The organism is Lacunisphaera limnophila (genome assembly GCF_001746835.1).
GTDB lineage: Bacteria > Verrucomicrobiota > Verrucomicrobiia > Opitutales > Opitutaceae > Lacunisphaera > Lacunisphaera limnophila.
The window spans coordinates 269,195-287,868 of record NZ_CP016094.1 but is presented as its reverse complement, the minus strand read 5'-3'; the positions used below and the strand labels follow the sequence as shown (position 1 = coordinate 287,868).

General features: G+C 68.5%; 20 protein-coding genes. 5 read left to right on the top strand and 15 right to left on the bottom strand.

The genetic code is table 11. The features are described 5' to 3' along the window. Positions 1-94 precede the first annotated feature (94 nt). The 5 genes from rsmH to Verru16B_RS01265 all read right to left on the bottom strand — a co-directional run bounded on the left by rsmH (position 95) and on the right by Verru16B_RS01265 (position 3,074). Positions 95-1,189: a 16S rRNA (cytosine(1402)-N(4))-methyltransferase RsmH gene (rsmH, locus tag Verru16B_RS01285; RefSeq protein WP_069960590.1), complete on the bottom strand. Its 1,095-nt coding sequence runs from the start codon at positions 1,187-1,189 to the stop codon at positions 95-97. Between the two features lie 53 nt (positions 1,190-1,242). Beyond that, positions 1,243-1,674: an acyl-CoA thioesterase gene (locus Verru16B_RS01280; RefSeq protein WP_069960589.1), complete on the bottom strand. Its 432-nt coding sequence runs from the start codon at positions 1,672-1,674 to the stop codon at positions 1,243-1,245. 52 nt (positions 1,675-1,726) lie between these two features. Then, complete coding sequence (locus Verru16B_RS01275; RefSeq protein ID WP_069960588.1) at positions 1,727-1,990, bottom strand: glutaredoxin family protein; 264 nt, start codon at positions 1,988-1,990, stop codon at positions 1,727-1,729. Between the two features lie 108 nt (positions 1,991-2,098). Next, entirely contained in the window at positions 2,099-2,794 is a 696-nt protein-coding gene (locus Verru16B_RS01270) for a 3-keto-disaccharide hydrolase (protein WP_083270008.1), read from the bottom strand. Between the two features lie 16 nt (positions 2,795-2,810). Then, positions 2,811-3,074, bottom strand: coding sequence for a YkgJ family cysteine cluster protein (locus tag Verru16B_RS01265; protein ID WP_257785158.1), 264 nt, complete (start codon positions 3,072-3,074; stop codon positions 2,811-2,813). A gap of 259 nt (positions 3,075-3,333) precedes the next feature. On the opposite strand from Verru16B_RS01265, the gene Verru16B_RS01260 reads away from it, so the two are divergent. Together Verru16B_RS01260 and Verru16B_RS01255 are read left to right on the top strand one after the other, a co-directional pair. Beyond that, a complete protein-coding gene (locus tag Verru16B_RS01260) occupies positions 3,334-4,239 on the top strand; it encodes an aldo/keto reductase (protein WP_218918799.1) in 906 nt (301 codons plus the stop codon). 408 nt (positions 4,240-4,647) lie between these two features. After that, on the top strand, positions 4,648-4,878 hold the full coding sequence (locus Verru16B_RS01255; RefSeq protein ID WP_083270005.1) for a zinc ribbon domain-containing protein: 231 nt from the start codon (positions 4,648-4,650) through the stop codon (positions 4,876-4,878). Between the two features lie 61 nt (positions 4,879-4,939). On the opposite strand, the gene Verru16B_RS01250 is transcribed toward Verru16B_RS01255, so the two are convergent. After that, positions 4,940-6,448, bottom strand: a complete 1,509-nt coding sequence (locus Verru16B_RS01250) for a family 43 glycosylhydrolase (RefSeq protein ID WP_069960584.1) — start codon at positions 6,446-6,448, stop codon at positions 4,940-4,942. Positions 6,449-6,645: 197 nt separating this feature from the next. Here Verru16B_RS01250 and Verru16B_RS01245 point away from each other — a divergent pair, with 197 nt between their 5' ends. Beyond that, the gene (locus tag Verru16B_RS01245; RefSeq protein WP_069960583.1) at positions 6,646-7,074 is read left to right on the top strand and encodes an OsmC family protein; all 429 of its coding nucleotides are present in this window, start codon (positions 6,646-6,648) and stop codon (positions 7,072-7,074) included. Positions 7,075-7,207: 133 nt separating this feature from the next. Here Verru16B_RS01245 and Verru16B_RS01240 read toward each other — a convergent pair whose 3' ends face one another. Beyond that, complete coding sequence (locus Verru16B_RS01240; RefSeq protein WP_069960582.1) at positions 7,208-8,197, bottom strand: LLM class flavin-dependent oxidoreductase; 990 nt, start codon at positions 8,195-8,197, stop codon at positions 7,208-7,210. 118 nt (positions 8,198-8,315) lie between these two features. On the opposite strand from Verru16B_RS01240, the gene Verru16B_RS01235 reads away from it, so the two are divergent. Next, positions 8,316-9,050 carry a PilZ domain-containing protein gene (locus Verru16B_RS01235; protein ID WP_069960581.1) on the top strand — a complete coding sequence of 245 codons (735 nt, stop codon included), beginning with the start codon at positions 8,316-8,318 and terminating at the stop codon, positions 9,048-9,050. Between the two features lie 103 nt (positions 9,051-9,153). On the opposite strand, the gene Verru16B_RS01230 is transcribed toward Verru16B_RS01235, so the two are convergent. Both Verru16B_RS01230 and Verru16B_RS01225 read right to left on the bottom strand, forming a co-directional pair. Beyond that, complete coding sequence (locus Verru16B_RS01230; RefSeq protein ID WP_083270004.1) at positions 9,154-9,540, bottom strand: hypothetical protein; 387 nt, start codon at positions 9,538-9,540, stop codon at positions 9,154-9,156. 158 nt (positions 9,541-9,698) lie between these two features. Beyond that, a complete protein-coding gene (locus Verru16B_RS01225; protein WP_218918798.1) occupies positions 9,699-10,199 on the bottom strand; it encodes a hypothetical protein in 501 nt (166 codons plus the stop codon). A gap of 308 nt (positions 10,200-10,507) precedes the next feature. On the opposite strand from Verru16B_RS01225, the gene Verru16B_RS01220 reads away from it, so the two are divergent. Further along, on the top strand, positions 10,508-11,125 hold the full coding sequence (locus Verru16B_RS01220; protein ID WP_069960580.1) for a GreA/GreB family elongation factor: 618 nt from the start codon (positions 10,508-10,510) through the stop codon (positions 11,123-11,125). Between the two features lie 31 nt (positions 11,126-11,156). On the opposite strand, the gene Verru16B_RS01215 is transcribed toward Verru16B_RS01220, so the two are convergent. The 6 genes from Verru16B_RS01215 to Verru16B_RS01190 form a co-directional block, all read right to left on the bottom strand. Then, positions 11,157-12,218 (bottom strand): thioredoxin-like domain-containing protein, encoded by a 1,062-nt coding sequence (locus tag Verru16B_RS01215; protein ID WP_083270003.1) that lies wholly within the window; start codon positions 12,216-12,218, stop codon positions 11,157-11,159. Positions 12,219-12,443: 225 nt separating this feature from the next. Continuing rightward, positions 12,444-13,370 carry an MBL fold metallo-hydrolase gene (locus tag Verru16B_RS01210; protein WP_069960578.1) on the bottom strand — a complete coding sequence of 309 codons (927 nt, stop codon included), beginning with the start codon at positions 13,368-13,370 and terminating at the stop codon, positions 12,444-12,446. 181 nt (positions 13,371-13,551) lie between these two features. Then, on the bottom strand, positions 13,552-14,031 hold the full coding sequence (locus Verru16B_RS01205; protein ID WP_218918797.1) for a GNAT family N-acetyltransferase: 480 nt from the start codon (positions 14,029-14,031) through the stop codon (positions 13,552-13,554). Between the two features lie 29 nt (positions 14,032-14,060). Then, entirely contained in the window at positions 14,061-15,446 is a 1,386-nt protein-coding gene (locus Verru16B_RS01200) for a sulfatase family protein (RefSeq protein ID WP_069960577.1), read from the bottom strand. 132 nt (positions 15,447-15,578) lie between these two features. Continuing rightward, positions 15,579-17,447, bottom strand: a complete 1,869-nt coding sequence (locus Verru16B_RS01195) for a sulfatase-like hydrolase/transferase (RefSeq protein ID WP_069960576.1) — start codon at positions 17,445-17,447, stop codon at positions 15,579-15,581. Between the two features lie 31 nt (positions 17,448-17,478). Beyond that, a complete protein-coding gene (locus Verru16B_RS01190; RefSeq protein ID WP_218918796.1) occupies positions 17,479-18,555 on the bottom strand; it encodes a formylglycine-generating enzyme family protein in 1,077 nt (358 codons plus the stop codon). Positions 18,556-18,674: the final 119 nt, after the last annotated feature.

Genomic DNA, 18,674 nt, shown 5'->3' with positions numbered 1-18,674 from the left:
GAGGTGAGGCGTTGTAGGGCGGGGTCGCCGAACCCCGCCTTCATGCGATCTTGGCAAAACGGCCGAGGCGGGGTTCGGCGACCCCGCCCTACACTCAGGCGCGGATGGCCCAGCGGAGCTTGGCGGAGCTGCTGCGCGGATTGGCGCGGCGCTCCTCCGGGCCGGCGCGGGCGACTTCCTCGTTGGTGGCGGTGTAGAGACCGGTGCGCACGCCATCGCGGAAAGCCTGTTTGACGCGCCGGTCCTCGCCGGAGTGGAAGGTGAGAATGGCCACGCGGCCGCCGGAATTCAGACAGGAGGGCAGGTGGCGGAGGAAAAGATCCAGCACGCCGAACTCGTCGTTCACCGCGATGCGCAGGGCCTGAAAGACGCGGCGCACGGTGTCGTCGGCCGCCTCGGGATCATGGCGGGGGTGGTGGGCGCGCAGGATGCCGCGGATGGCGTCGGCGAGTTCCGTGGTGCGGAGGAAAGGCTGTTCCGCGCGGCGGGCGACGAGTTCGCGCGCGAGGAGTTCCGCGTGGGGCTCGTCGGCGTGGGCGGTGAGGGCGGCGGCGAGATCGGCTTGGGCGATACGGGCCAACCAGTCGGCCGCGGAGGGCGGGCGCGAGGGATTCAGCCGCAGGTCGAGCGGTCCGTCGGTCTTGAAGGTGAAGCCGCGGGCGGGATCATCGATCTGCATCGAGGAGACGCCGAGGTCGGCCAGGATGGCGTCGGCGCCGGCGAGACCGAGCGAGGCAAGCACCTTGGGCAGGCCGGCGAAGTTGGAACGGACGGCGGTAAAGACGTCCTCGCCGAAGCCGGCGGCGCGGAGGCGGGCGGTGGTCTTGGGGTGTTCGATCGGATCCACGTCGAGGCCGACCAGGCGCCCGCGGCGGGGCGACGCGGCCGGCGCTACGCGGCCCAGCAGTTCCCGGGCGTGGCCGCCGTAGCCGAGAGTGCAATCCACCGCGGTCTCGCCGGGTTGGAGCGCGAGGACGGCGAGAATTTCGGCCACCATGATCGGCCGGTGCATGCCGGCGGGGGTTTTGCCGGCGGCGAGGACCTTGGCGACGTCGTCGGCGTAGCGCGCGGGGTTGTGCTCCTTGTATTTCTCCTCGAAGCGCCGCGGATTCTTGCCCGCATAGCGCGGGCGGCGCTTGGGTCGGGGCGCCGGGTCGGGGGCGGGGGAATCAGGGGGTGTGTCGCTCACGTCCCAGCGATGGCCGAACCGGCCGCGGGATACAAGGGCCGGGTTGCCGGCGCTCAGGCCGGCGCGAGGGCGGCGCGCACGGCGGCGGGCACCGGCTCGGCTTCCATCCGGCCGGACGAGTCCTGGCGCACGTGCACGGTGGTCATGCGGCCATGGGCGACCTCGGTCCAGCGGCCGGCGCGGTCCTTCTCGAAGAGGAAGGCGAACGTGAGGGTGTTCTCGCCGCACTCGGCGAGGGTGGCGCGCACGCGCACCACGTCGCCGCAGCGCAGCGGGCGGAGGTGGGTGCAGGTGGAGTCGCGGCGCGGCCAGCCGCGGTTCAGGCCGTCGGGCGAGGCCGTCATCATCGGGAGGCCGTGGGCGCGGAACCACTCGTGTTCGCACACTTCCATCCAGCGGTAGAAATTGGAAAAATGCATGAGGCCGGCGGCGTCGGTCTCATGAAATTCAACGCGGCGGGTGATCGTGAACGAGGGCGGTTCCATGGGCCTGACGGTGCCCATGCCGCGGGGCGTGTCAAAGCGCGCGCGGGCGGGATCAGCTGTCCTCGAACGAGACGTTTTGGGCGTGGAGGAAAGGTTTCAGTTCCTCGACCCCAAAGTCGGCCAGGACCCGGCCGTGCCAGTCGAGCACCGGGGCCTTGGACTGGCCGGAAACGTGTTCCATGGCGTTGAAGGCGGCCGCGTCGTCCGAAACGTTGAGCTCGCGGAAACCGATGCCGTGTTCGGCGAGGAAGCCGCTGACCTCGCTGCACCAGGGGCAGCCGGTCTTGATATAGAGGAGGGGAAGTTCGGGTGGCATCCCAAGAAGGACAGCGTGGGCGGACGGTGGTGCGGGGAAATTCCCACCCAGCGTGATGGCGGCGCAGCATGGCGGTTTCGCCGTGGCGCCAGAAATCAGGAAACGACCTCAGTCGGTCAGGGTGGTGATCGGCGTGAGGTCGACCCGGCGGAACTCGACCTCGGAGCCCTCGGCCTGGAGGGCGATTTGACCGCTGGTGGCCTGGCAGGCGTAACCGTGGTTCACAAGGTCACCATTGACCCAGACCTTGACCTGATCCGCGAGGCACTCGATCACGAGGGTGTTCCATTCGCCCGGGGGCTTTTCGGAATTATCGGTCAGGTTGCGGATGCGCCGGAGCTTCTTGCCGTCGACGCCCCAGTCTGCCTTCGGGCCACGGCGGGTCTCCATGTCGGGCGTGGTGATGTCCAGGGCGATGCACCAGAAGTCGCCTGCATTTTCATGCATGAGCTGGGCCTCGATGGAACGGGGGAACATGCCGTAGAGGGCGCGCGGGGTCGAGACGTGCACGAGGACCCCGCAATTGCCGGGCACGCCGGCAAATCGGTATTCCACCGTGAGCCGGTAGTTGGCGTGGGTGGCGTCGGTGATGATGTGTCCGCCGGGTTTCGCGAGGCTGACGAGGTGGCCGTCGCGCACGAGGAACGGGCTCGGGGTCGCGGGGTCCTTGTCCATGGCCGGGACGTCGATGTGCCAGCCGGAGAGGTCCCGGCCGTTGAAGAGCGGGAGGGTGTCGGCGGCCGGCAGCGCGGCTCCGGCGAACAACACGAGGGCCGCGCAGGCGGCGGAGGCGATCGGTTTCATGAGGGGTGCAGCCAGCCTAGCGGCCGAGGATCCGGCGGCAAAGCGTTTCGCCGCGATGGAAGTCGCGGCAGGTTTGCGGCCGCGTCTCGTAGATCGTGCAGAGCAGCGTGACCGGATCGAGGGCGACGCAGGCGCCGTTGCCGCGCTGGTCCATGCAGCGCACGCCCGCGTGCTCGGCGACGAGCTGTTCGGGGACCACATCGCCGGGCCGCAGCTCGACCACGAGGTGGCAGCAGCGGCCGCAGCCGGCGCAGGCGGGGAGGTCGGGGTGGAGGTCGATGCCCCACGAGGGCAGGTGTCGACGCGCTTGGCGATGACGGAGTCGGGCACCGGGGGGCGGGATGGCGCTGGCGTGGGGAAAGAATCACAATCCGAGCCGGCCGGATCTCAAGCGAATCCCCTTGTCCTAGCGCGGGGCGGCCCGGCAAAGTCACGTTTCTTACGGCGGCAACCTGCGCCACCAGCCGCGTGAGTCGCCGTCTTTTTGAGCCCCAGCCACCCGACCTTCCCTCCCCAACCCCGTCTGAATTTCTGCCATGATGCCCCGACTGCCAATCGCACCCTCCGGACCTGAATTTTCCCGCCTCGTGTACGGCACCTGGCGCCTGCTGGATGACGGCGCGTCGGCGCAGGATATCAACCGCCGGCTCCAGCGTTGCCTTGAGCTAGGGATTACCACGATCGACACGGCCGAGATCTACGGCCTGTACCGCGTGGAAGAATTGCTGGGGCGCGCCCTGGCGCTGACGCCGGGCCTGCGGGACCGGTTGGAACTGGTGACCAAGGCCGGCATCTACATCCCGCATGCCGGCGATCCCACCCGCACCGTGGCCTGCTACGACGCGAGCGGGGCCCGGTTGAAGCAGAGCCTGGAGACCTCGCTGCGGCTGCTCGGCACCGACCGGGTGGATTTGTTTCTCGTGCACCGGCCGGACTGGCTGACGGGTATCGATGACACGGCGCAAGGCCTTACCGAACTCCGGCGCACCGGCCTGACGCGCAGCGTGGGCGTGTCGAACTACAGCGCCGCGCAATTTGCCGCGCTGAACAGCCGGCTGGAGCAGCCGCTGGTGACGAACCAGCTGGAGTTCCACCTGCTGCACATGGATCCGATTCACGATGGGACCTTCGACCAGTGCCAGCAGCTGGGTGTCCGGCCCATGGCCTGGAGCCCGCTCGCGGGCGGCCGGCTTTTCTCCCCCGGCAACGAGGCGGCGGTGCGCCTGGGCCGCGCGGCCGCCGCGCTGGCGGACAAATATGACGGCGCGACGCTCGAGCAACTCGCGTATGCCTGGATCCTCGCTCATCCCAGCCGGCCGCTCCCGGTGATCGGCACGAACAAGGTGGAACGGATCGAGAGCGCGGCGAAGGCCGCAGCGATCGAGCTGAGCCGCGAGGACTGGTTTGCGCTGTGGGTCGCGGCCCGCGGTCACGGCATTCCGTGAGGGGCGGGGAGCGCATCCGGCCCATGGGGGCGGTGCGCGGGGGGCGGAAAGGGGTCCGCCGGTTTCTTCGGACTGGTTGACCAATTCGGTGGCCAAGCCCTAGCCGTCGCATTCGTCACCTTTTAATCTCCCGGGGGAGTGGGACTACTGGTTTGGGACGGCAGAGGCATGTATTAGGATAGTATGCCTGGGGATGATGTTCTGAAGGAACCGGCGGATAAGCTGTATTTCGTCACAAGCGCGGGCGGGCTGAATTAAAATCTGAAGGGTGGCGGAGGGAAAGGGAGCGCGGGGGTTGAATCCAGCGCGCCGGCAGGTTGGTCCGGTGCCCGGCGAACGACGGAGGAAAGCGCGTGGGCCTCTGTAATGGCCCGCGGCCGGGGGGCGTGTTATAAACGCGGTCCTCCCATGAGTACTTCCTATCAGATAGCCGGCAAGCAGGTGCACTGTGCGCACTGCGGCCAGACCGAGTTCGAAAGCCGCAAGGTCCTGTTGAACACCCGCGGCGCCACGTTCTTCAATTTCGACTGGCTGAACAAGGGGGCCACGGCGCTGACCTGTCAGCATTGCAGCCGCATCGAGTGGTTCGCGCAAGAACCGCAGGCCGGGGGCGGGGTGCGGGCGGACGCCTTGCGCTGAATCCGGACGCGAGGGCAGCGCGCCCGCGAGCGGGCTGCCCACCGGAGAGGGGTAACGTCGATCAGCGTTCGGGGACGCCGAAGACGGTGAACTCGGCCACGGCGGGCTGGATGCCGGCGGGGTGGCCCGTAATGACCAGACGCGCGCGGAGCGCCAGGGTCGGCGGGCACTCGCGGTAGTCGATCAGGAAATCCTCGGTGCTGGCCGTGCGGTCGATGATCGGGGTCCAGACGCCGGGAGCGGTCTCGGCCTCGATGCGGTAGCGGAAGGGGCCGGGCTGCACGCCGGCCTTGGTGTCGAGTCCGACATCGCGCCAGATCACGCGGGCGGCGTGGATGGTGGCGCGGCCGGAGAAGTAGGTGGTGAGCTGCGGCGCGGCGTCAGCGGCGGCGGGGAGCCACCAGGTGGTCATGGCGTTGTCGGCGGCGAAGCGGCCGGAGGAGTTGACCGCGCTGGAGCTGCCGAGTGTCGGCTCGCTTTCGTTGAGGACTTCCCACGCCACGGCGGGGCCGCCACCGGGCAGGGCCTGCGGCGTGACGGTGGCCTGCGGCACGTAGATGTCGCCGTTCGCGTCGAACTCGACGAGGTCGAGGCCGACGCGGCGCTCGAAACCGTGCACGACGCAGGCGAAGACGGTGTAGAACACCCAGTGGCGACCCTGCGGTCCGCGAAGGATGGAGCCGTGGGCGGTGCCGGTCACGAGGCCCTCGGTGGTGCGGAAGATGGGGTTGCGCTGCTGGGGCACGAACGGCCCGAGCGGGGAGGCGCTCCGGTAGGCGCCCATGGTGTAGGTGCGGTATTGGGTGCCGCCCGCGGAGTAGGTGAGAATGTATTGGCCGTCGTGCTTCACCATCCATGCGCCCTCCATCCAGCCCGTCTTCGGGTTCTGGTTGTGGCTCCCGACGCGCTCCCACTTATAGGTGTCGGGGAGGAACGGGATCAGTTCCTTTGGCGGGCTGATCACGCGGGTCGGGTCGGCGGCGTCGAGCTCGACGCCCCAGATGCCGGAATTCGGCGTGCAGCCCCAGTAGTAGAACAGGCGGCCGTCATCATCGGAGAACAGCATGGGATCAATGTGCGTGGGCAGACCGGGCACGGCAGGCAGCTCCATCCGGCCGATCGAGGCGAAGGGACCGAGCGGTGAGTCGCTGGCATAGATCTCGCCCGAGGACATGAGGAGGAAGCGGCCGCGGTGGTGAACGATGGTGGGCGCGTAGCCGATGTCGCGCAGGTTGAGCGGGTGGTGTTGCCAGGTGCGGCCCTCGTCGGCGCTGACCCAGGCCATGTCGACGGAGGGGTAGAGGTACCATTTGCCCTCGTGCCAGAGGCCGGTCGGGTCGGCGAGTTCGCGGTATTGTTCGGCGCGGTCCACCAGCCAGAGCCCCTGTTGGGTGAGGGGTTCGCCCTTGGTGACATCGCGCGAGAGGCGGCCGACGGGGTAGTTGGGCAGCGGGAGCGGATTGATCAGGCGGGTCGGACCGGAGGCCGCCGGGGTAGCGGCGGACTGGCCGGCCACCGGCAGGAGCGAAAGCAGCGCGCAAACCAGGATGGGGAGGGGGCGGTGGGGCATGCCACCACCGAGGCGGATAGGAGCGGTCGGCGCAAGACTCGCATCGGGGGGCGGCTGACGGACGGCGCGGGGCTCACCGATAAACGATCAGGTTACAAGTGGCGGGGCCCGGTTGCAGCGGGGAAGGAACGAGGTAGGGTGCGGGACGGCAGGCGCCATGTCGGGGCCGGCCGTAGTAAACTCAAAATCCACGCATCATGAAACGTTCCGCCTCCGCGATCTGGCAAGGTTCACTCAAGGCCGGCAAAGGCTCGCTCACCGCCCCGGGCGGTGCGCTCAAGCACACGGAATACTCCTTCGGCTCCCGCTTTGAATCGGGCGCCGGCACCAATCCCGAGGAACTGATCGCCGCGGCGCACGCGGGGTGTTTCGCGATGGCGTTCTCCGCCATGCTGGGCGAGGCGGGTTTCACGCCGGACAAGATCGAGGTCACCGCCGAGGTCAGCCTCGACCAGGTGCCGCCGGCGGGCTGGACGGTCACGGCCTCGCACCTGGTGATGCACGCGGTGATCCCGGGAATCGACCAGGCGAAGTTCGACGAAGTCGCGGCGAAGGCGAAGGCCGGGTGCCCGATTTCGCGGCTGCTCAATGCGAAGATCTCGCTGACGGCGACGCTGGGGGCGTGAGGATTTGAGATCTCAGATTTGAAATTACGGCCGATGGTGAATCAGCCGGGCGGTGGCCTGCGAACCACGCGAAGAGACGACAATAAAAGCGCAGGTGCCACCTTGGTGCATCGGCTCGGTCTCGACTGAGTGATCAAAGGCGGTCGCGGATCTGGGCCACGAGTTCGAAGGAGCGCAGGCGGGCGGTGTGGTCGTGGATGGCGGCGGTGACCATGAGTTCGTCCACGCGGGTGCGGCGGAGGAAGGCCTCGAGGCCGCGCTGCACGGTTTCGGGGGAGCCGACGACGGCCTCGCGGAACGCGTGTTCGACGCCGGCCTGCTCGGGCGGGGTCCAGTAGCCGTCCATGTTGTCCACCGGGGGCGGCAGCAGGCCCGGGGTGCCCCGGCGGAGCAGGACGAAGCTCTGCTGGAGCGAGGTGGCGAGGCGCCGGGCGGCGGCATCGGTGTCGGCGGCGATGACGCCGATCGCGGCCATGGCGTAGGGTTGGGCCAGGGTGGCCGAGGGCTGGAAGTCGTGGCGGTAGATCGCAAGGGCCTGCTCCAGGTGGTCCGGGGCGAAGTGGGAGGCGAAGGCAAAGGGCAGGCCGAACGCTGCGGCGAGCTGGGCGCCGAAGAGACTCGAGCCGAGGATCCAGATCGGCACGTCCGAGCCGGCGCCGGGCACGGCTTGCACGACCTGGCCGGGGACGGTGGGGTGGAAGTAGGCCTGCAGTTCCTGCACGTCCTGCGGGAAGGTGTCGGCGGCGTTGGCCCCGCCGCGGCGCAGGGCGCGGGCGGTCGGCTGGTCGGTGCCGGGAGCGCGGCCGAGGCCGAGATCGATGCGGCCGGGGTAGAGGGCGGCGAGGGTGCCGAATTGCTCGGCGATGACCAGGGGCGAGTGGTTGGGCAGCATGATGCCGCCGGAGCCGACGCGGATGGTGGAGGTGCCGGCCGCGACGTGGGCGATCACGAGCGCGGTGGCGGCGCTGGCGATGCCGGGCATGTTATGGTGTTCGGCCAGCCAGAAGCGGCGGTAGCCCAGTTGCTCGGCGTGGCGGGCGAGCTCGCGGGAGCGGTCCAAGGCGTCGGCCACGGTGCCGCCTTGGACAATGTTGGAAAGATCGAGGACGGAAAACGGAACCATGCGGCAGGATGGCCAGAAAGGCGGCGAATGCCAATGGCGGCGCGTCCGGGGACGGGGCAAGGATTTTGCGAGTCATCGGTTGTGCTTTCGGCAGAAAGGGTCATAAGCTCCCTGGTTGATGAGTACGAACGAGACCAAGACCAAGGAATCCCAACGCAAGCAGGTGCGTTATGAGGTGAGCGACGACTGTCGCTTGCGTGCCTCGATCATGGTGCGGAGTTCCGATGCCGCCTCGTCGGGCAAGGATTGGTCGGGCACCCTCGTCGACCTGTCGTCCGGGGGGGCGCACATCCAGATCAGCCTCCTGGCGGTGGCGTATGTGGGGGACAGCTGCACGCTGACCCTGTCGCACGGCGGTGTGAAAGTGCCGTTGCGGGGCAGCCTGGCGCATTACGTGTGTTCCTCGCGGTACTCGGTGTGCGGCGTGAAATTCGATTTTTTCTCGGGACCGGATCCGGTGTATCTGAACTTTTACAAGGCGATCGTGGCCAGCTCGACGCTGAAGGGCGGCCCGACCGACAGCGACGTGCCGGACCGGTACCGCGAGGAATACCGCGGCCCGGGGTTCACGAAGCTGGTGGTGTGGCGGGACAACAAGCCGGAGCGGACGCTGGTCGGCTTCGACTACACGATGGCGCGCTACGGGGCGGCGCTGTCGATGGCGGGGGCCGACATGTTGAAGAACAAGGCCGCGGTGGGTTTTCGGGCGGCCCCGACGGAGGAACGCAAGGCGGGCGGACCGCTCACGGCGGCGCAGGAGGCGGAGGCGCGCTGGGAATTTTCCCTCGCGGCGTCGAACCTGCCGAAGGCGATCCCGCCGGATATCCGCCGCTTTTTGCGGCTGGTGAGCTGAGGCGTGGTACGACTGCGACGGGGCTCAGGGTGATGGGCACGGCCGATTTGAAACCGGCAGCGTGAGGTCAGCTCTTCTTCGCTTTGGGCGGCCCGACCGGCGGTTAAGGTTTTTTCGCGGACCAGTAGGCGAGGAAGTCGCGGCCGGTGGAGTTGGTCAGGCCTTCGAGGGTATCGCCCTTGAGGACGGCGCTGTGGTGGTAGGGGCCGGAGCCGTCGGCGGTGGCGAAGGCGATCCGGACCGTGCCCCAGGCGGTGTTGAGGCGACCCTCGCTGAGCGGGGCGCCGTAGAAGGTGCCGGTGAAGGTCTGGCCGTCGACGGCGGTGATGACGAGTTCCTGGAAATAGGGCGGGGCGTCGGGCGTGGGGCGGAGATCGACCTGCCAGGTGCCGAGGAGGACGGCAGCGGCCGGGGCGGGGGCGGCGGGCGTCGCGGCGTGAGCGATAAGGCCGAAGGTGTAGGAGAGGAAGGCGAGGAGTTTGAAAGGCATGGGGGAGTTACGCCCGGGGATACGGCGTGGATGCCGCGCGGGTGCAGCCGGTGTCCTGCGTCTTCGCGCAGCGTGTTGGGCCGGGCCAGGTCGCGGCCGGACGACGGAGGGAGACGGATACCCGTCTGGGTTGGACGCGTGGACGGTGGCGGACGGGGTCAGCTTTTGACGCTGAGTTTGAAGCCTTCGTAGACGGCGATGGCGTAAAACAGGAAATCCATGGGCGAAGCGGTGCTGGCCATGACGCCGGGGATGGCCGTGTAGTCGATCTGCGAGAGGAGGGCGAAGAAGCCGACCTGTTCCTGCTGGCTGGCAAAGCCGATCAGCGTGAAGAAATTGCCGAGGACGCAGCCGAGGAGGGCCAGGGTGGCGCCGACGACGCGATACACCGTGGCCTGGCCGCCGCCGAAGTGACCAACGGCGAAGCCCACGAGGAAGCCCACGCCGACGGCCATGAAGCCGATCTGATATTCGGTGGCGACGGTGATGGCCGCCCAGAGCCCGGCCCCGATCAGCGCGGCGACGAGGCCGGCGGCAATGCCGAACGGCAGGTTACCGGCCGGGAGGGCGGAATCGGGTTGGTTCTGGCTCGGAACGCCGGCGGCGGAAGCGCTGGCGGTGATCTGGCTGCGGGTCGGGTCGGGGGTCGATTTGAACATAGAGGGGAGGTGGCGCGGGGAACGGAGCGGACGGCGACGGCGGGATTGGGCAGAAGGGTCGGGGCCAAAAATAAAGGCCGCCGCCGACGGTGAAGTCAGCGATGGCCCGGAGAGGAGGATGGAAATTCGGCTCGGGCCGGCAAGCGTGGAGTTGTCCGGCGGTCCTGCGCTCGTCGATTTCGCGCAGGGTGATTTGCGAGGATCAATCAACCCCGCCCTTGCCCGGGGGGCTCAGGTGCAGCGAGGGGAGGGGTAGGGACGAGATTCGCGGGTTGACGGCAGGGGCGGGGGCTTTGTCGTAGGGGCGCATGGCACCCCCGCGTCGCAAACACATTTTCCGCCTGCCGCCGCCGGCGCCCGCCACGATTTACGTGCGGCGGGGATTCAACCGCGTGCTGGCGGAGGAGTTCGCGGCGTTGAAGGCCAAGCGGGCGGAGCTGGTGGTGGACAAGGTCGAGGCGCACAGCCAGGGGGACCTGCGGGAGAATTTCGGGTTCAAGGCCGCCAAGGACGCGATCCGGATGGTGGATCGCAAGATGGACGAGCTCGACCGGTTCTACCTCCGCAACACCTTCATCGAAGTCGACCCGGCGGCGTGGCTGACGAAGCCGACGGACACGGTGCAGCTCGGGCACGTGGTCGTGGTCGAGAAGGAGGATGTCGGGGCGAAGAAGAAGCACCGGTTCACGTTCCTGCTGGCGACGCATGGGGAGACGGCCACCGACCCGGAAACGGGGATCGAGTGCCTGCCGCACCGTTCGCCGCTGGCCGCGGCGCTGCTCGGGCTGGCGGCGAACCAGCCGACGCCGGTGACGCTGCCGGCGGGACCGGCGGTCCTCACCGTGCGCTCGATCCGCAACCCGACGCAGGCGGAACTCGACCGGCTACTGGCGCCGATCAAGGCGCCGGAGTTCGGGGAGGATTAGGACGCGGCGTTGAGCGGTTTGCGGCCGAACCTCAGGCGGCAGGTGCAAACACTATCGGGATGACTACCTTGCTGGGGGCCGGTTGACCGTCGGTTACCGCAGGCAGGAAGAGCCAAGTATCGATGGCACGCCTGACGAGATCCTTATGCACGGCATCCAGCGGCGTCAGGAACTCGAGATCTTCGACCTGTCCCCGGGCATTCACCGCGAGCTGCAATTGGATTTCGCCGGCCGGAATGGTCTGCAGTTTATTGCGGTCGAGCCCGACCAGGTACGGTTTGGGCGCAGGGCTCGTGCCCGGGTGATTGAGCAGGTATTGGGCAATTGCGAGGCGATGCCGGCCAGGCCGGGGAGCGTCTGCGCCCGGCCCTCCCGAAGCGCGCAGCAGATGCGTGAAGCGTTGCAACGGCTCGTCGGGACCCAAGTACTCCTCGCCGCGATAGGAATGGAACAGCGCGTCTCCTTCTCGGTTGACCACCACGATGCTCGGAATGCCCCTGGCCCGCCATTGTTCGAAGACGCGGATGCGCTGGGCGTCGGGAAAGCGCACCACCGGCCATGGCATCCCGACTTCCTTGGCGTAGGTGATCTGCCCCCGATCGTCCTGATCGCTGCTGATGAAGATGACCTCGAAGCGATCACCGGCCTCGGCCTTTAATTGGTGGTAAGCCTTAACCAAGGTGGGGCTGAACCGCCGGCAGGGTCCGCACCAGTAAGCGCCGTAGTAAAGTACATAGAATTCGGGTTCGGGCCGCTCGCCCGGGTTGAACGCCGCCCATTTGCCCTCCCGTAGGACGACGAGCTTGCGCGCGACTGCCTTGGCGACCGGCGAAGTGGACTGGCTCCACCGGGGAGGCACGGCGGCTACATCCTGCAGAAACAGGGCAATCTTCCGCAGGGACGCATCGTCAAGCTCCTCGAGCGGAATGCCGCGGGTGCTATCCTTGATGCCGAAGAGCACCGTGTCGCCATACAGGTCTTTCACTTTTCCCTCGAAGGACGCACCCTGCAAGGTGGTGAACGTGTCGGCCTGGGCAGCCCCCACAAGCAGCAGGCCAACCATCATCGACCACATGCGGGACGGGAGTCGCATACAGACAGCAAAGGCCCCGGATTTTGCCGTCGCAAGCCGCAACCGCGGTGGCGATCAGGGGGATTTCCCTGGAGCGAAGGGTCAATGTTGAGCCCGGTCGGACGAGGCGGAGGGCGACGGTCTCGCTGAGGACGGCGAGGGGTCGGGCCGGCGCCGAGGCGTGGTGCAGCGCGCGGCGGAGCTAGGGAGAATCCGGCGGATTTTTAGGCCGGAATTTGAGCGCGGCTACTCCGCCTTGAATTTCTCGGCGTCGGCTTTGTTCCAGGTGATGGTGGCTTCGCCGGAGATGAAGTTCGTGTTGAGGTAGGGGCCGAAGGTCACCTTCTCCTCGCGGGCGGTGCCGGCCTTGATGGCGCCGATGAGGGTCTGCATGTCGAGGATGTACTGCATGGTGAGCTTTTCCTTGTCGCGCTTCTGCCAGTAATGGGCGCCGAAGACGATGAGCTGCTGCTCGTCGATACCGTTGGCCGGGGTGCGGATGGTGGCGATCAGGCGGTCGACGGTGGCGCGGTACTTGGTAAAACCCTCCGCGGAGAAGATCCACACGCCGTTGCCCGAGCCGAGGCCGTCGCCGCTGAACAGGAAGTTTTTTCCCCGCAGGAAATAGGCGGTGGAATGGTCGGTGTGGCCCGGGATTTTCACCGCGTCGACGATCACGCCGCCGCCGAGGTCGAGCGAGGAGTCGCCGCCGATGGGGACGGTGCGGTCCGCGGGGAAAATCTCCCGGCCCTTGAATTCATCGGTCTGGATCCAGAAGGTGACGGCCGGGTTGTCCTTGAAGGCGGGGAGCATGCCAGTGTGGTCGCCATGGAAGTGGGTGATGGCGATGTGCAGCTTGCGGGGCCCGATCTCCTGCGCCACGACGGCCTGGAGCGAGGTGACGGCGGTGGTGTCCCACTTGATGTCATTGGACAGGTCGATCAGGAGGGCCTGGTCGCCGCCGACGATGAGATACATGTCGGAGCAGTTGTTGAAGCCGGTCGTCTTGCCCTCGGCGTCGCGATGGATGCCGGAGGGGTTGGTTTGGTTGGCGTCCTCGATGCGCAGCACGCCCGGCATGATCGGGTGGACGGTGTAGGGCCCCACCTCGCGGGTCTGGGCGAACGCGGTCGTGGCAAGGAGCAGGGCAAGGACGGAGGCGGGGAATTTCATGGTGGGGTCGGGGTGCCTGTCGATACGGCAGGTCGGCGTGGGGCGCAAGCTGCGTAAGGAGGCCACCGCGTTGCAGCGGGGAGAGAGGATCCTGGTTGGAATTTAATCACGACGGCACGAAGACACGCAGTCGGAGCGGGCAAGGTTATCCGGCTGTCTAGCCGGCGGCGCGACGGGGGCTTCAGCGCTTGAAGATGAGCTCTTCGCTTGGGGTGCCGCCGGGGAGTTCGCAGGGTTCTTTGCCGGCCTGCGTGAAGCCGGCTTTTTGCAGGACGCGGATTGAGGCGGCGTTGTACGCCACCACGTGGGCCCAGAGCGGGCGGGTGGGCTCATGATCGAGGAATTGGACCAGCGCCGCGCTCGCGATGCCGCGGTGCCAGAACTCGCGTCCGATCCAGTAGCCGACGAGCCGGTCGGCGCCGTCGTTCCACGCGCCGATGTTCCCGGCGACCGTGCCGTTGCAGAGGATGGTGCGGACGAGGCCGGAGGGATTCGCCATGATTTTCGTCCAGTGCGCCATGAACGCCGCGCGGTCACGCGAGGGGAACGCGGCCAGGCGCGCCGCCTCCAGGTCAAGCTGATGCTCGAACAGGATGGGCAGGTCGCTGACGCGGACCTCGCGCAGGGAAACCTCGGGCGGGATGGCGGGGGGCGGGGTCACGGGTCGGAAGCAGGCGGGCCGGGGCGGGTCTACTGCAACTGCGGTTCACCCGGCACGACGGCGGCCTGGTGCGCTGCCACCGCCGTGCGGAGCCGCGCGAGCACGTCCGGATGATCGGCCGCGACATTGAACTGCTCGGACGGATCCCGCGCCAGATGAAACAACTGCGGCGGGGCATGCGCCTTGCGCGCGGGGTCGCCGAAGCCGCCTTGGGTGAAGAAATGCGCCTTCCAGGGACCGAGCCGGACCGCGTAGATGTCCGAGCCGCGGTAGTAGAAGAACGGCCGTTCCGGCGGCGCGCGGCCGGCGAACAGCAGCGGAGAGAGGTCGGTGCCGTCGAGGGTCACGCCCGCCGGCGAAGGCTGGCCGGCCAGCGCGAGCGCGGTGGGAAACAGGTCGAGGGTGCCGGCCGCCTCGCTGGTCACGCCGGGCGCGATGCGGCCGGGCATCCACGCGAGGCCGGGCACGCGCATGCCGCCTTCCCACGTGCTGCCCTTGCCGTCGCGCAGGAGCCCCGCGCTGCCGCCCTGCTCGCGCTCGGTCAGCCAGGGGCCGTTGTCGCTGGTGAAGATGACGAGGGTCCGTTCCGCCAGGCCCTCGCGGCGAAGGGCGGCCAGCACCTCGCCCGTGCTCCAGTCGAGTTCCTCGACCGCATCGCCGTAGGCCCCGCGCGGGCTTTTGCCCCGGAACGCCTCCGAGGCAAACACCGGCGTATGCGGCATGTTGTGCGCGAGGTAGAGGAAGAACGGCTTCGTCCGGTTGGCCGTGATGAACCTCACCGCCTCCTCGGTGTAGCGCTTGGTCAGGGTGGTCTGGTCGGCGGGGCGCTCGATGACCTCCTCGTTGCGGAGCAGCGGCACGTTCCACCCGTCGGCCGGCGGATCGGGCCGGAACCGCGCCTCGCCCGGCACATCCTCGCGCCGGTCCATGTCATTGGAGTAGGGAAGGCCGAAGTTATGGTCGAAGCCCTGGTCGCGCGGGCGGGAACCCTCGTGAATGCCGAGATGCCATTTGCCGATGAGCGCAGTGGCATAGCCCGCCATTTTCAACGCCTCGGCCAGCGTGATTTCCGACGGTGGCAGTCCGCCCGGGGAGTCGGGAAACAACACCGCGCGGGTGCCGGGCCGGTGGGTCATGCCGCTGCGGATCGCGTGGCGGCCGGTGAGCAGGGCCGCGCGGCTCGGCGTGCACAGCGCCGCGGCGGCGTAGAAGTCCGTGAAGCGCAGCCCCTCCGCCGCCATGCGGTCGAGGTGCGGCGTGCGGATCGAGGGATGGCCGTAGCACGCCAGGTCGCCGTAGCCGAGGTCGTCCGCGAAGATGATGATGACATTGGGCGGGGTGGCCGCGCCCGCCAGTCCGGCCAGCGATAATCCGAGCATGGCCAGCGACAATCGTTTTATGGCATTCAGGGTCATTTGATTCCTGGGTTTATGGAACAAGCGTCAGGGTTTGGCGGCTTCTGGGCGGATCTAGTGGGCAGGGTCTTGTTTGCACCTTCACGCCGGGGTGGACCTTGCCGTGTTGAGGTTCGGGCGGGGCGAGACGGTTCAGGGCTGCTTGGCCGGAGATTTTCCGGTGATGCTCTCGATCAGGCTGGCGACGTAACCGTTGAAGCGAGGATCGGGCAACGGACCGTTTGGATCAAGGCCGGCGACGAAGGGGTGGAGCTCCGCCGCGTGATCGCCGAGGGCCTCGATCGCCTGCAGGGCGGACAGGGCGACGAAGACGCCGTTCTCCCCGGGCGACGCGAGCCCGCGCAGGACCGCGAGGGCGGTGCTCCGCTGCTCGGCGGTGCCGAAGTGACCGAACGCCTCAGCCGCGACGATGCGCACATCCGGGGATTCGTCGGCCAAGGCTCGGGTGAGCTCGCCGGCCTGGGCCCGCACCGTTTCCGCCCCGCGCAGGCGCAGGCCAAGCGTCGCCCAGTAGCGCACGGCGCTGTCGGCGTGGGCGGCTCGCTGCACCAGCGTCGGCGTCGCGGCCGGGTCGAGGATCGAGGCGAGCTCCGCCGTCTCGAGGATGAGTTCCAGCGGGTAGCGCGCGGGATCGCGCGCGAGGGCATAGGGGGTGTCGGTCCCAGACCGGGCGTGCAGTTCGCGCTCGGGGAGGAAACCCAGGTCGCGCACTTCGAGGAGGTGTGAGCGCAACGCCTGCCGGAGCCGCTCCAAGACCGGCCGGTGTTCGGGCAGGGCGGCGAGGTTGTGCACCTCGTCGGGATCGGTGGTGAGGTCGTAGAGTTCCTCCGGCGCCTTCGGTACCTGCCAGAAGAGGGACTGGGCCGCATTGGTTTTTCCCTGGTCGTAGTGCTCGCGCCAGATCCGGGTCGTCGGGGTCTGGAACTGATAGGCGACGTGTTGGCCCTGCGAAACCTGGGGGAGGTAGTTCCGCAGATACACATAGCGGCCGTCGGTCACGCTGCGGACGAGGTCGAGCCGCTCGTCCATGCGGCCCCGCTCGCCGAAGAGCAGCGTGCGCCCCGGGACCGCGTGCGGACCGGCGAAGGCCTGGCCTTGCATCCAGGCGGGCGGGGGCGTCCCGCCCAGGCTCAGGAGTGTCGGTGCCAGGTCGACGAAGCTGACGAACCGCGCGGACTCGCCGCCCGGCGTGTAGTCCGCGGGCGCGAGGTGGCGCCAGCGTTCCGGGAAGTAGACCACCAGCGGGACGTGGAGGCCGGAATTCGACGGCCAGCGCTTGCTGCGCGGCATTCCTCTGCCGTGGTCCCCGTAGTAGAAGATGATCGTGTCCGCGGCCAGGCCGGCCGCCTCGATCTCCCGGAGGCGCGCACCGGCGTCCGCGTCGGCCGCGCTGACCTGGTCGTAGTACTGGGCCCAATCCTGGCGTACCTCGGGCGTGTCCGGATGATAGGCCGGGAGGCGGACCTGCGCGGGATCCGTGACCGCGGTGTGCGGACGCTTCCGGATCTGCGATTCATGGCTCTTCATGGAGTTGAAGATCGCGAAAAACGGCTGGCCCGGCGCCCGGTTCCGCCAGTGCGCGGTCTTCGATGACGCATCCCAGAGGTTGGCCGGCGCGCGGAGGTTGTAGTCCTCCTTGTCGTTGTTCGTGGTGTAGTAGCCGGCTGCGCGCAGGTAGTGCGGGTAGAGGTGCATCCCCGGCGGCAGGGACACCCTCGAGCGCATGTGGATACCGCCGGAACTCGACGGATAGAGGCCGGAGATGATTGCCGTGCGCGACGGGGCGCACACCGGGGCGGTGGACCAGACGAGCCGGTAACGCATGCCCTGCGCGGCGAGGGCATCGACGTGGGGCGTGCGCGCCAGCGGGTCGCCGTAGCAACCCATCTCGGGGCCGTGGTCTTCGCTGGTGAGCCAGACGATGTTCGGGCGCTCCGGGGCGGCACGGCAGGCCAACGCGGACAGGAGGAGCAGGGCCGTGGTGAATCGGAGTGGGTTCATGGCTAGAGCGCGGGGGCTGGGTCCGGCGGATTCAGGGCTCGCGCACGCAGCGGAAGCCAACGTGGTTGCTGCCGGTGTCGGGGGCGCCCTTGCCGCGGGTGCCGAGCCGGTAGCGGGTGCAATACTGGTCGGTGCAGAGGAAGGAGCCGCCGCGTTGCACGCGTTTGGGCAGGCCGGGTTCCTGCGGGTCGAAACTGTCTGCCGGCGCCGGGCCGCGGGGGTTGCGCACGGCGCCGTCCGCGCGCGCCTGGCGGACGTAGGCGTCGGGCCGGTACCAGTCGCTGCACCATTCCCAGACGTTGCCGGCCATGTCGTGCAGGCCGTAGGGGTTGGCGGGGAACGAGGCGACGGGAGCCGCGCCCGCGGTGCCGTCGGCGGCGGAGTTTTGCGCCGGGAACGCTCCCTGCCAGATATTGGCCTGCCACCGGTCGCCGGGGGTGAGGTCGTTGCCCCACGGGTAGGCCTGGCCGGCGAGGCCGCCGCGGGCGGCGAATTCCCACTCGGCCTCGGTGGGCAGGCGTTTGCCGGCCCAGCGGGCGTAGGCCTCGGCATCCTCGTAGGCGATGTGGACCACGGGGTGGTGGGCGCGGCCCGTGAGGTCGCTGTCCGGCCCCTCCGGGTGCCGCCAGCTGGCGCCGGGCACGTAGCTCCACCAGCGCAGCGGGTTGTCGAGCGGCACGGCGTGGTCGGGCGGGGTGAAGACCACAGAGCCCGGCACGAGGCTGGCCAGGGGCACGCCGGGAAAATCCTCGGGCCGCAGCGGCCGCTCGGCCACGGTGACGTAGCCGGTCGCAGCGACGAAGCCGGCGAAGTCGGCGTTGGTCACCTCGGTGCGATCCATCCAGAAGGCATCGACGTGGACGCGGTGGATCGGCCGGGCGTCATCCATGGGCTCGTTACCGCCGCACAGGTCACCGCGCGGGTCCTTGCTGCCCAGGGAAAATTCGCCGCCGGGGATCCAGACCATGCCCGCCGGTGCCGGGCCGGGGGCGGGGCGGTCGTCGGCCACGGTGGGCTCGAAAAGGTCGGCCCCGGACAACGCGATCAGCGGGATCAGACCGGCCAGCAGGACGAGGCGAAGGGACCGGGAGGCGGGGGTAACGCGCACCCCGACTGAGCAATCGTATTTTGGGCGGTTCGCAAGAAATCCCGGGCTGACCGTGACGTGCGCAGGAGCAGGGATGAATGGGGTTGGCCGCGAAAAACGCAGAAGGCGCAAAAAGGGGC